Origin of the sequence: Bacteroides sp. AF39-11AC (assembly GCF_003474285.1) — a bacterium.
Lineage (GTDB): Bacteria > Bacteroidota > Bacteroidia > Bacteroidales > Bacteroidaceae > Bacteroides.
Genome location: NZ_QROH01000002.1, coordinates 683,362 through 696,649, shown reverse-complemented (window position 1 = coordinate 696,649; position 13,288 = coordinate 683,362). Strand labels below are relative to the sequence as shown.

The window sequence follows — 13,288 nt, the reverse complement described above, 5'->3', positions numbered from 1 at the left end:
GTTCGTCCGCCTTGTCCGCGTATCAATTTAGCTCATAACCATATAGAAACGAATATAGCTCCCCTCTTATCTAAAAACTATTTCCAAAACCTCTTCAGCTTTATCTATAATATAATTTGGGTGGAAAGTTTCCAGTTCGGCACGCGGGCGGAATCCCCAGGTTACACCGCAGGAAGTCACTTCCGCATGAATGGCAGTCTGCATATCCACACCGGAATCTCCTACGTAGAGAACATCTTCTTTGGAAATCTGTGCTATCTTCAGGATATCATATACCACGGTAGGGTCAGGTTTCACATTGACACCTTCACGTTGGCCGAATACAGCGGTAAAGCGGATATTGGGGAAATAGTGGGCAATAAGTTTTTCGGTAGCCGCTTGGTACTTGTTTGAAGCAACGGCCACTTGCAAACCTTTGGCTTGCAGTTCGTCCAAAAGTTCCGTAATGCCGGGGTAAGGACGACTCTTGTCGGCATTATGCTGGTCGTAATAAGGGACAAATTCTTTCCGTACACGCAAAACATTCTCTTCCGTTTTCTCCCCTTCGGGCAAAGCGCGTTCAAACAGCTTATTGATGCCGTTGCCAACCATAAAGTTGTATTCTTCTTCTTTGTGGGTGGGGTATCCTAATGCTGCTAATGCATGGTTTGTACTTTGTGCCAAATCGGCGATGGTGTTTAGTAGGGTTCCGTCTAAATCGAATATTACTAATTTCTTCATACTTCTTTTTCGTTAATGAACACAAAGATACGACATTTCGTTCAAACAATCTGTTGATACAGATCAAAAGACGGTAACCCTACAGGGGAACTTAGGTTACCTTACAGTATAACTTTGTTAACCCCACACGGTAACTCCATTTACATACCGAGGTAAAGGTCGTTACATCCCGGGGTAAAGAGCGTTACATCCCGGGGTAAAGAGCGTTACATCCTGCGGTAAAAGCCGTTACATTATGTGGTAAATGGAATGTAAATGCAACGCTATGATAATTAGCTGCATAAGTGTTACGGTATAGACTGCGGTGAATGTAAAACAGAGTGGAAATGAAAATTCCTCCTTACTGAAAACAAAGTTTCAATAAGGAGGAATAGATTGATTAGCTAAAGAGCCGATTATTATTTCTTTGTGATACGGAACCAGTCTACATCCGACCATCCGCCATCATTGGTCGTAATTGCCGGACGTGTACAGAAAGTACCTACTTTAACACCGATCCATTTGCCTTCTCTTGCTTGGAACGGTTTGCCAAGTGACTGGTATTTCTTACCGTCGAGGCTGTAACTGAAGTCGCACATTACCAACAGGTCGTGTCCACCTTCGCTCTTGGAAATCTTTTTGCCGTCGCTGGTGAATTTTACTTTCAGGTAAATTGTGTTATCAGTCAGGTCTACTGTACCGTTTACTTCTTCCGGTGTGCCCTTGTCAGCCTTCAGGCAGGATACTTGTGAGAGTACCAGACCTTTATCCGTATTCTCAAGGATCAATCCGGCGTAATCCATACCCATTACTACCAGTCCGGTACGTTCACCTTTATATTTCTCTACCGGTTTGAAGGTCAGCTTCATAGTAGCGGTGAAGTTAGGTGCAGGAGCTTTTTGTAATAGCAGATTGGCTACATCAAACAGGTTCTTGTATTCCTTTACAACGGGGTAAGAATAAAGACGGATCATACTCTGATCACCGGCATAATATGCCCATTTCTCATTGATATTAGCATGCCATTGCCACTGTGGTGACAAAGTGTATCCATCAAATTCGTCACTTTCCTGTGGAGTACAGATAGGATATGTCTTGCCTACATTCGGTTTCTTGTAAGTCATTACAGGTTCACCACAACCGTCACCGTCTTTATCAATGCCGATTACGGGCCAGTCATTTACCCACTTCATCGGTTGCAGATGTACCAAGCGGCCATAAGCACCTACATCCTGGAAGTGCAGGAACCAGTCTTCTCCGGTCGGAGTATCTACCCATGCACCCTGGTGAGGACCGTTGACAGGGCTATCACCTTGTGCCAGCACTGTTTTCCATTCGTACGGGCCGTATACGTTTTTGGAACGCAGAACTACCTGCCAGCCTGTGGGTACGCCGCCTGCCGGATGGAAGATATAATAATATCCGTTACGTTTGTAGAACTTCGGACCTTCACAAGTCTGGTGTGCTTCATGACCGTCGAATACAATGCGCGACGGGGTAATGGCTTTAGTTGCCTCGGCATTCAGTTCGCAAATGGTGATCACACTCTTCAATTCGGCGCGGCTGCCTGCATAAGCGTGTACCATGTATACTTTACCGTCCTCGTCCCAGAATGGGCAAGTGTCGATGATACCTTTTCCCGGCTTCACCAGTACAGGCTCGGTCCACGGACCTTTCGGGTCTTTGGCTTTCACCATGAAAGCACCCTGATCGGGATCTCCCCAGAAGATGTAAAACTCCCCGTTGTGATGACGGATGGCGGGCGCCCATACGCGGTTACCGTGTTCGGGACGTTCGGGAGTTTCAATAGGTGGCAGTGCATAGGGTACGGCAGCACCAATGATACTCCAGTTCACCAAATCTTTGGAGTGAAGTATCTGAAGTCCGGGCAGACAGTTGAAACTGGAAGATGTCATGTAGAAATCATCTCCTACACGGCAGGCATCCGGGTCGGAATAGTCTGCATAGAGTACCGGGTTCTTGTACTTACCGTTTCCTTGGTCGGCTACCCATACTTCGGAAACATAGTTCTTTTGCTGTGCCGCCAGTGGCAAGGCGAGCAACAGACAGAGACTCATTAGGGTCTTTCTTGCTTTCATGTTTTTAGTGATTAGTTATTAGTGATTGGTTATTTATCACTTTTTCACTTTCACCACTGCCGGATGTTCCAGCTCGTCCTTCCACTCGCGGATGTAGGCAAACCAAGCTTCGGGTGTTTTATATCCGAAGGTTTCCTTCATGGAAGTAAAAGTGATGTTGTGTGTGAAATAGCTGTTACCTTTGGCGCTGATGGTGTACAGATAATTAGCTTTATCTTTCACTTCATCCTTTACATATTTCTGGGGGATGTATGTGGCCAGGCCTACGGTTTCTTTGGCATACTTTACGGTGTCATTCACCGGCCAGTCAGTTCCCCAGCAACCTATCAGACCTTTGTGGTCGGAGTAAGATATGGAGCCTTTGATATCTACCACACCTGTGCAGAAGACTTCGTCCTTCAACGGTTCTTCAAAGAATGTTTCTACGAATACATCGCGGTGTCCGCCGTAAAGGGTATAGCGGTTCGTCATATTCAGTTCCGAACCCTGATACTGCCAGTCGGCTACTTCAATTTCGGAGATCGTGCGCACCGGGCCATAGGCGATGATACGCTCAGTGAGTGTGGCGACGGGGGTGATATGGGTAGCTTTTTTGCCGTCCCAACCTTTCAGTGCACCTACACCACAACTGCCTCCTACCATAAGGACATCATCACCAAAGCCGCGTGCCAGTTGTTCGTCGGTTGGGTAGAATTGTGATTCTTTGATTTCAAAACCTTTGTTGAATTTACCATAGATGTCAACAGTCTGTTTATGGTCGAAATACAGGCGGTATGCCACCAGTTCGGATTCGAAAGCCGGACCGTGGTGGTGCATTTGGTTGTAAATGTTGCTGGTGCCTGGGATGGTTACCGACTGTACAGGCACATGCTTTCCTCTTTTGTCGCTGACCAGCATTTCTGCATATACGCGGGCCGGATAAGTCTTGTCGCTTTGGGCGGAAGATAAGGTAACGGTCAGCGTCTTTTTACCTTTGGCAGGCAGGTCAACGAGGAATGCCAGTTCGTCCGGGCGGCGGTCGCCGTTCAGGTCATCCAGTTGCGAGGGGATTTCTTCATTACCGTTCATGACAACAGCCGAGCGTACACGAAACTGGGGATTGATTTCACTCAGTTTGATCACTACCGGTTCGTCTGCTTTTGCCTTGTTCCAAGTGTTGCTTACTTCCACTGTAAAACTCTTTTCTGTCTCTTGTGCCTCTGCTGCTACCGAGAGAGTACACAATAATAGCAATGCTGTAAAGATTTTCTTCTTCATGGTTTTTAAGTATATAACTAATTTGCTACAAAATTAGTGGAAACCTCGCGTAAATCCTTTTTTATTTTGATATAAATACTACTGGCTTTGGGGGAATGATTGGTTTCGGATAATTCCTCTACACACCGGAGATGCAAGGAAATGCAGACGACGCGGATAAGGCAGACGAACGCAGACTTTTATCAATATTATAGCGTAGCCTTTTAAATCCGCGTTCATCCGCTTTATCCGCGTCGTCCGCTTACCTATGTTTATAAATCTATATTCAGAGCTTTAGCCGCAGAGTTATTGTATGTCTTTCCGTTTACTTTCAGGCCTTTGGCTTTCTGTACCTGCAAGGGTGTACCTTTAGTCTCTATCTTTACATTTTCGATAGATACATTTTCAGCCTGACTGATGACGATACCTTGTTTGGCATCTGTAACTACAACGTTTTTTACATGTACATTGCGGATAGGCATTTCGGGCAGTCCATTGAAGAACATAGCACGTCCGGCACCTTTACAGGTAACATTCGTAATATGAATATCACGGAAAGCAGGAGTCTCCTCTGTAACAGCCGGAATCGATGATTTCATTCTTCCTTCCAGATCCTCTTCTGATTCTTCTCCCGCACCTTTACCTCCATAGAAAAGGTCGAACAACAGTGCTTCGTGAGGAATGTCAATCATATTAATGTTGTGGATGTAAATACCTTCCACTACGCCACCGCGTCCGCGAGTACTCTTAAAACGTAACCCTACGTCTGTGCCGAGGAATGTGCAGTCAGTTACATAGACATTCTTTACGCCACCGGACATTTCACTTCCTACGACGAAACCACCGTGACCATGCAATACGGTATTGTTCTTAACAATCACATTCTGGCAAGGCTCGCCACGTTTGCGACCGTCTTCGTCTTTTCCCGACTTGATGCAGATCGCATCGTCACCGGCATCAAAGATATTGTTGATAATCAATGCATTCTTGCATGATTCCAAGTCCAGAGCATCTCCGTTCTGGGAATACCAGGGATTGAATACCTTCACATTATGGATGGTGATATGTTCGCAGGATAGCGGATGCAGACACCAGCTGGGGGAGTTTTTGAAAGTAACACCTTCCAATAATACCTTTTTGCTCTTAACGATATTCAGTAATACCGGACGCAACCATGGACGAATCTCATTCCATTCTTCATCTGTTTCAATGCCTTCGGGATTATTGAAGTCCTTGGTAGCCATAGCGCCCTTCAGTGCACCTGCAGTAGGGTACCAGATACTACCTGCTTCATCGACTACTCCACCAGAACTAACCAGGCTATTCCATTGACTGGAAGTTAGTTTACCCTTCTTTACCGGGCGCCAGCTATCACCTGAACCATCGAATACACCATTTCCTGTAATGGCTATGTTTTCTGCATTCCAGGCAGAAATAGGAGATTGACAACGACGTGTATTTAATCCTTCGAAAGAAGTCTCAATGATAGGATAAGCATCAAAATCATCAGTAAACAGTATCAGAGCATTCATCTCCGTATACAGATTGACATTGCTCAACAGTTCGATAGGACCAGTCAGCCATAAACCTTCGGGGATGACTACCTTACCACCGCCTTTAGCATTTACCGCTTTGATGGCATCGTTGATGGCCTTGGTATTCAACACGATACCATCTCCTTTTGCTCCAAAGTCTATAATATTGACTGTATAATCCGGAAAAGCAGGTTGTTCTACTTTCGGCATATCGAAAGGTAAATTCTCATAGATACTTTCATCTATATAGTTTCCGTTTTGGGCGTTTACCGTATTCTGTACAGGTAATAACGGAAAGGATAGCGCTGTTAGCACCAATAGTTTTTTGATAAATGTGTTCATCCGTGATACTATATTTTAGTTATAAGTTATTCTTTATAAGTTATTCGTTGCGGGTTAACAGGTCTCTTCAATTTCCAACTCTTCATTTTTATTATCCTCCCGCAAACTGCTCTCCCGAGTAGTTTGCGAAAGAAATAATAAGTTAACCTAATTCTAACCTTAAATAAATATTATGAAAAAACCTCTTAATTACCGTTTGCAAATGTATCGGGCTTTAGCTGAAACCATGTGCACAATTTGTTGGTTTAGGTGGATTTTTTGTGGTTTTGGCCTTTTCTTTGCACACTTTCGGAGTTTTTTTATGTAGAAAGTTCATATCTTTAAATAAGATAGGCGGCATTTCAGCAAAGCAAAAATAAGCGAGCTTATTTTGCTATGCGTTCAATTTGCACTATCTTTGCGACCTCAAAAAACAGTAAACGAGGTGATAAGATACAAGTCGACGGGGAAAGGTACATAGAGGTAATACCTTGCTGGCTTGCCTGCTGAAACCTTGTAAACTTTAATATTATAGGTATGAGTTACAATTTGTTGAAAGGAAAAAGAGGCATTATTTTCGGTGCTCTGAATGAGCAGTCCATTGCCTGGAAAGTAGCTGAAAAAGCTGTAGAAGAAGGTGCAACAATCACCTTGTCAAACACTCCGGTAGCAGTTCGCATGGGCGAAGTTTCTGCACTGGCAGATAAATTGCAGTGTGAAGTTATCCCTGCTGACGCAACCAGCGTAGAAGATTTGGAAAATGTATTCAAACGCTCCATGGAAGTATTGGGCGGTCCAATTGATTTTGTACTTCACTCTATCGGTATGTCTCCGAATGTTCGTAAGAAGCGCACATATGATGACCTGGATTATGATATGCTGGGTAAGACTCTTGATATTTCTGCCGTATCTTTCCATAAGATGATACAAGCAGCTAAGAAACTGAATGCAATAGCCGATTATGGTTCAATCCTTGCATTGAGCTATGTGGCTGCGCAACGTACTTTCTACGGATACAACGATATGGCTGATGCAAAAGCATTGTTAGAGTCTATTGCACGTAGTTTCGGTTATATCTATGGTCGCGAACATAATGTACGTGTCAATACCATTTCACAGTCTCCTACGATGACAACTGCCGGTTCCGGCGTGAAAGGTATGGATAAGCTGTTCGACTTTGCCAACCGTATGTCTCCACTGGGTAATGCATCGGCAGACGAATGTGCTGACTATTGTATTGTAATGTTCTCCGATTTGACTCGTAAGGTAACTATGCAAAACCTGTTCCATGATGGTGGTTTCTCCAGCGTCGGAATGAGTTTGCGTGCTATGGCTACTTATGAAAAAGGACTGGATGAATATATGGATGAGAATGGAAACATTATATACGGTTAATATATAATGATTAACGGTTAGTGATGAGTGATTAGTGACTATGCAACATGATGTTGTAGGGAAATTAATCACTCATCACTTCTTTTTTATCACTTATCACTAATAATTAATCATTTATCAACGTGGAAACTGCTCTTTATCTTTTGCCCGTTACTTTGGGTGATACACCGATTGAAACAGTATTGCCTTCCTATAATAAGGAGATTATTTTAGGTATTCGTCACTTCATCGTGGAGGATGTGCGCTCTGCACGTCGTTTTCTGAAGAAAGTGGATCGGGAAATAGATATTGACGCATTGACTTTTTATCCGTTGAATAAACATACTTCGCCCGAAGATATTTCCGGTTACCTGAAACCATTGGTAGCAGGGCAGCCTATGGGAGTGATTTCTGAGGCCGGTTGTCCGGCTGTGGCTGATCCGGGAGCTGATGTGGTGGCGATTGCACAGCGAAAGAATTTAAAGGTGGTTCCTTTGGTGGGTCCTTCTTCCATAATCATGTCTGTTATGGGTTCAGGCTTTAATGGACAAAGTTTTGCTTTCCATGGTTACCTTCCTATTGAACCGGGCGAACGTGCTAAAAAACTAAAGACTCTGGAACAACGAGTCTATGCTGAACAGCAAACCCAACTTTTCATTGAAACTCCTTATCGCAATAATAAAATGGTGGAAGACATCCTGAGTAACTGCCGTCCGCAAACCAAACTCTGTATTGCTGCAAATATTACGTGTGAGGGAGAGTATATCAAAACCAAAACCGTGAAAGAGTGGCAAGGTAAAGTACCTGATCTTTCTAAAATTCCTTGTATTTTTCTCTTGTATAAATAACATCTTTCAGGTGTTCGTATTCGTTCTCGAAGCAACAACTGAAAAAGTTCTTGTCTAAATTGTGTTCTATTTGCTGGAAGGTCCAGAGCTTTCCATCTCTGGTTTGTTTGTCCCGCAAAAGATTCTCGTCTTCTATTTCAATAAGGAAAAGATAGATCAGACGATTGGTCACTTTATTCTCGAAATGATACATGATGTTGAACTGCAAATCCTGTATGGGAGCTTGCGGAAATGATTGTTTGACAAGCCGTATAATGGCTTGTTCCAAAGTTTCTCCATATAAAAGATAACATTCCAACGGTACATCTGTTTTTCCGGCATCCAGCATACAACGTTGAGGTCTCGGACGGAGATACAACATGCCGTTGTGGGAAACGGCAATACGAATCACCGGGTTGATATATTCATTCTTCCGGTTAATAGCATCTACTGCTAGACTTCTGCCTATTACATCTCCTTTGGTATTCACTATAGGAACAAAAGCTGTGTGTTCCATTATGATATTGAAATACAGAATACCAAGCTGGTTGCACAGTATGCTTAGCAGGAATACAGCCGGCGGACAATAACGGAACAAGACATTCCGGGCTGTTTCGCTCAGGGGACCAGGTAGTAAAATTGCTATGAAAATAGCTAAGAAGTGAAGGAAAGCAATGATTATTGTTACCCTTGTAGAGACGATAGCAGATTCCGCTCCTTGTGCAAAAAGTTGTTTGCAACATTTCTTTGATTGGGAAACCTGGTGGGCGAGAAATCTTTTCCTATTCAGGAAGATAATAACGATTGGTATCAGGGTACTGATTTCCAATGTCAGTGGCAGCATCTCATGAGAGCTGCAATCGCCGAAAAGTAGGATTGTAAAAGTTAATAGCAGGAGCATTCCTGTAGTACAGTAAAGCAGGAAATTTGGAATCTTAATCCCTTTACCCCATATTGTATATAGGCTATAGAGGACTCCAACACCTGCACCGATGTAGATGGAAAAGTCCTGAGTCGTAAATTCACATAATACAATGGATACGATAACAGGGACAAATCCCAAAGACATATTAAATTTAGATGATAGAACTCCTTTTTTAGACATTGCTAACTTTATTTTGCCGTTACTTCATAGATAACAAATAAGTAGAGCTATTAGTTTTTATTCTGTTCCTTTTTTATAGAATCGGATTTGTTTCTCGGCATGATAAGAAGAACGCACCAGCGGTGCACTCTCTACCTGGTCGAAACCTTTAGCGAGCCCTTTCTCTTTATACAAAACGAATTGTGCCGGAGTAACGTATTCTGCCACAGGATAATGCTTATGTGAAGGTTGCAGGTATTGACCGATAGTCAGTATCTGACAGCCTGCCTGGCGCAAGTCATCCATCAACTCTTCCACTTCTTCCGGTGTCTCTCCCAGCCCTACCATAATACCCGATTTGGCAGTTGTTCCGCTTGCAGCTATCTGGTGTATAACTTTCAGACTTGTTTCATAACGGGCTGCACTACGAACCAGGGGACTGATGCGTTTTACAGTCTCCATGTTGTGGGAGATGATTTCCGGATGGGCTTCAATAACTTGAGCTACCAATTCTTTTCTTCCTTGGAAATCGGGGATCAGTACTTCTACTGTCGTCTCTGGGTTGAGGCGTTTGATTTCCTGAATGGTACGTGCCCAATGTGCAGCTCCGAGATCAGGCAGATCGTCCCGGTCTACGGAAGTAATTACTGCATGGGATAATTTCATTAATGCTACGGATTCAGCCACATGAGTGGGCTCATTCGGGTCCAATGGCAAAGGTTTGCCTGTTTGTGTGTTACAAAATTTACAGCAACGGGTACAGATATCACCTCCTATCATGAAGGTGGCGGTTCCTTTTCCCCAGCATTCTCCCATATTAGGGCAACGTCCGCTGCTGCAAATGGTGTGCAGGCAGTGGGAGTCAACGATACGTTTGGTTTCTGTATAACGTTCGTTGGCTCCAATGCTTATCTTGAGCCATTCGGGCTTACGTACTCTGTCTTTCATTTCAGCTCTCTTTCAAAGAAATTCGTCAGCTTTGTATACAGATGATAACGAGTGTTTCCACCATAGATACCATGGTTGCGGTTGGTATACACCTGCATGTCGAACTGCTTGTTCAGTTGTACCAGATGCTCTGCGTATTCTGCACAGTTCTGGAAGTGAACATTGTCATCAGCCATACCATGTACCAGCAAGAGGTTTCCGTTCAACTGATTGGCACGCGTGAAAGCGGATGAACTTTTATAACCTTCGGCATTCTCTTTGGGAGTACGCATGAAACGTTCTCCGTATATCGTATCGTAATAATTCCAATCGGTAACGGCTGCCACGGCAACTCCGGCTTTGAATACGGGAGTACCTTCACTCATACTCATGATGGTCATGTAGCCGCCATAGCTCCATCCCCAGATACCGATACGACTCTTGTCTACATAGGACTGGCTACCCATATACTGGGCTGTTGCCACCTGATCTTTTGCTTCCTTCACACCTAAGTTCAGGTAGGTGCATTTCTCAAAGTCTGCACCACGTCCGCCTGTACCGCGTCCGTCTACACAGACTACGATGAAACCACGGCTTGCCATATAGGTTTCCCAACTGATACTCCATGTGTCGAGCACTTGTTGTGAACCGGGACCGCTGTATTGATATAGCAATACGGGATATTTCTTGGATGCAGAGAAATCCGTAGGTTTCATCATCCAGCCGTTCAAAGTTGCTCCGTCCTGAGTCTGGAAAGTAAAGAATTCCTTTTGAGGTACGTTGTATTGTGCCAGGGTCTTTTTCAGATTATCATTGGTAACAAGTGTGCTCAGCACCTTACCGGCATTGTCGTTCAGGGTAATGACGGTAGGAGTGCTCAGGTTAGAGTAACGATTCATATAGTACTTCATGTTCGTACTGAACTGGGCAGTATTGATACCGGGTTGTGCAGACAATTTGGTCTTTTTCCCTTTACGGTCTATCTTGTATACAGCTTTCCGCAGGGGGCTTTCTTCATTACTGGTGTAGTAGAAACTGTCATCAACGGCATCCCAGCCTAAGAAATCTTTCACTTCATAGTTTCCGGTAGTAACTTGCTTAAGCAGGTTGCCCCCCATACTATACCAATATAGATGATTGAAGCCACTCTTTTCGCTCACAAAACTGAAATTTTCCGGATAGAAGATGATATTGTCAAATACGGCTTCTTTAATATAAGCATCGCTTTCGTCGCGCAGCACTTGCTTGCAAACTGTAGAACGTGGGTCACCAAAGTACATGTCAAGGCGGTTCTGGTGGCGGTTCAGCGTTATGATAGCCAATTTATTAGGGTCATGTGTAAAGCGGATGCGCGGAATATATCCATCGGCATCCATCGGCACCTGCATTTTACGTGTCACTTTCGATTTGATGTCAAATGTATGTACGGACACTTTAGAGTTAGCTTCTCCGGTCTTTGGATATTTATAGGTGTAATCTCCCGGATACTTTTCGAAAGCTGTGATATGAGGATTGCTTCCTGCAAAGACGGGAAAACTGTAAGAGGGCACCTCTGTCTCATCAAATCGGATATAAGCAATCATCTTGCTGTCGGCACTGAATTCCAGTGCACGGTTGAAGGAGAATTCTTCTTCATATACCCAATCGGGGATACCATTCAGTACGGCATTACGTTTACCATCCTCTGTTACCTGACTTTCGCTGTTGCCAAACAGGAACTTGACCAGATAAATATTATTATCTCTCACGAAGGCAACCATAGTTCCATCCGGTGAGAATACCGGCACCTGCTGCGGACCACCGTCTGAGAGCTTTTCTACAATGTTATTGATTTCTCCATTGATATTTCGTTTCAGACTGTATATATAATGTACAGCTGTATAAGAATGGCGGTAGATTGGTGTCGTTTCTGTTGCGATAAGTAATTTGGTGCCATCCGGTGAGAAACTATAACTATCGAACGTTTTGAATGTACATTCACGGGCAGTGGCAGCATCAAACAGTACTTCCACCGGTTTGCCTGTTTTGAAAGAGTATTTGATAATCTGTGTTCCTTCCGGATTCATCTGTGAGTAATGTTCTCCGTCTCCGGGAATGGGAATGACTCCGTAAATGTTTTCTGCGCGGAATTTCCCCGATACAATGTCTTTTAAATCAAGTGCCTGGCCGCCTTGTGCGAAACTTGCCAATGTGCAGAGGCAAAGAAGAATTGCAATACTTATCTGTTTCATAATTCTGATTGATTTCTTTAGGGGAGCAAATATAGGGATAAAAACCGAAAAGATATAGATAAATAATGTTTCCTGATGTGTAAGGCCGAAAAAAGCCCGCCCAGCTTTGTGGGGGCAAAGCTGAAACGGGCTACCGTCACTCATAGATAATGATTGGGTCTTCTACTGGTTAGAGGATTTTTACTTTCTTCTGATATTCGGCAATAGCGGCATCCAGTCGTTCGTGGGCTGTCGTGTCTCCCGGAACGTTGTGAGATGGATGGATATACAGATGCACACCGCGATCTGCCAGAATCTCGGCAACTGTGGTGATAGTCATCCATACCATGGTAACGAAACTGAGGGTTGACAACGGACCTACTTTATCGAAATGATTCTTCAAGGGCACGGAAGCGTCTACTAAGGGCACGCAAGAGTCTACTACAATGTCAGCAAGCTGGAACAGGTTCTTACCGCTGGAATGGCGGCTTGCTTTGTCACCTGTTTCTCCTGCCGAACCGTAAACAATAACTTTCATGCCACGCTTCTTGGCTTCCAATGCGATGTCGATATTTACTGCATTGATACCTGTATGAGAAAATATCCAAATGCAATCTTTAGCATCGAAATCATAGTTCTTCATAATTTCCTGTCCATATCCTTCAGCTCTCTCCAGGAACAGAAACTGGTGGATACCCATCTGTCCGATGATTTGTGTAAAGAATGTCAGCGGGAGTTCGCACAGCGGGTGGAAACCTACGAAACTACCGATACGCGGATACATTTCCTCAACAGGGATAGTGGCATGGCCGCATCCGAACGTGTGTACCCAACGACCGGCTTCGATAGAATCTGCCATAACGGTGGCTGCCTTTTTGATATTCTCCAATTGCGTGGCTTCCAGTTTTTCCATGATGCCATGCGCGTTTTTTAACCATTCAAGTGCTAACATAATTTTCTGTTTTTTAGGGGGTAA

10 protein-coding genes are annotated in these 13,288 nt (G+C 44.0%); 2 read left to right on the top strand and 8 right to left on the bottom strand.

The genetic code is table 11. The features are described from left to right. Positions 1-66: 66 nt before the first annotated feature. The 4 genes from DW036_RS05500 to DW036_RS05485 all read right to left on the bottom strand — a co-directional run bounded on the left by DW036_RS05500 (position 67) and on the right by DW036_RS05485 (position 5,911). Positions 67-720 carry an HAD family hydrolase gene (locus DW036_RS05500; protein ID WP_118461925.1) on the bottom strand — a complete coding sequence of 218 codons (654 nt, stop codon included), beginning with the start codon at positions 718-720 and terminating at the stop codon, positions 67-69. A gap of 398 nt (positions 721-1,118) precedes the next feature. Beyond that, positions 1,119-2,798, bottom strand: a complete 1,680-nt coding sequence (locus DW036_RS05495) for a glycoside hydrolase 43 family protein (protein WP_118461923.1) — start codon at positions 2,796-2,798, stop codon at positions 1,119-1,121. Positions 2,799-2,834: 36 nt separating this feature from the next. Further along, positions 2,835-4,055: a DUF4861 domain-containing protein gene (locus tag DW036_RS05490; protein ID WP_118461921.1), complete on the bottom strand. Its 1,221-nt coding sequence runs from the start codon at positions 4,053-4,055 to the stop codon at positions 2,835-2,837. Between the two features lie 251 nt (positions 4,056-4,306). Beyond that, complete coding sequence (locus DW036_RS05485) at positions 4,307-5,911, bottom strand: glycoside hydrolase family 28 protein (RefSeq protein WP_118461919.1); 1,605 nt, start codon at positions 5,909-5,911, stop codon at positions 4,307-4,309. A gap of 516 nt (positions 5,912-6,427) precedes the next feature. On the opposite strand from DW036_RS05485, the gene DW036_RS05480 reads away from it, so the two are divergent. Together DW036_RS05480 and DW036_RS05475 are read left to right on the top strand one after the other, a co-directional pair. Beyond that, positions 6,428-7,285 carry an enoyl-ACP reductase gene (locus DW036_RS05480; RefSeq protein ID WP_022391855.1) on the top strand — a complete coding sequence of 286 codons (858 nt, stop codon included), beginning with the start codon at positions 6,428-6,430 and terminating at the stop codon, positions 7,283-7,285. A 122-nt stretch (positions 7,286-7,407) separates the two neighbouring features. Beyond that, positions 7,408-8,112: an SAM-dependent methyltransferase gene (locus tag DW036_RS05475; RefSeq protein ID WP_118461917.1), complete on the top strand. Its 705-nt coding sequence runs from the start codon at positions 7,408-7,410 to the stop codon at positions 8,110-8,112. On the opposite strand, the gene DW036_RS05470 is transcribed toward DW036_RS05475, so the two are convergent. The 4 genes from DW036_RS05470 to DW036_RS05455 all read right to left on the bottom strand — a co-directional run bounded on the left by DW036_RS05470 (position 8,078) and on the right by DW036_RS05455 (position 13,264). Further along, positions 8,078-9,196 (bottom strand): hypothetical protein, encoded by a 1,119-nt coding sequence (locus DW036_RS05470; protein WP_118461915.1) that lies wholly within the window; start codon positions 9,194-9,196, stop codon positions 8,078-8,080. The two genes, DW036_RS05475 and DW036_RS05470, sit on opposite strands and share 35 nt — an antisense overlap. Before the next feature lie 57 nt (positions 9,197-9,253). Further along, on the bottom strand, positions 9,254-10,123 hold the full coding sequence (gene lipA / locus DW036_RS05465; protein ID WP_118461913.1) for a lipoyl synthase: 870 nt from the start codon (positions 10,121-10,123) through the stop codon (positions 9,254-9,256). Continuing rightward, positions 10,120-12,333 (bottom strand): S9 family peptidase, encoded by a 2,214-nt coding sequence (locus tag DW036_RS05460; protein ID WP_118462067.1) that lies wholly within the window; start codon positions 12,331-12,333, stop codon positions 10,120-10,122. The genes lipA and DW036_RS05460 overlap by 4 nt, the downstream gene beginning before the upstream one ends. Positions 12,334-12,502: 169 nt before the next feature. Next, positions 12,503-13,264, bottom strand: coding sequence for a sugar isomerase domain-containing protein (locus DW036_RS05455; RefSeq protein ID WP_007666871.1), 762 nt, complete (start codon positions 13,262-13,264; stop codon positions 12,503-12,505). Positions 13,265-13,288: the final 24 nt, after the last annotated feature.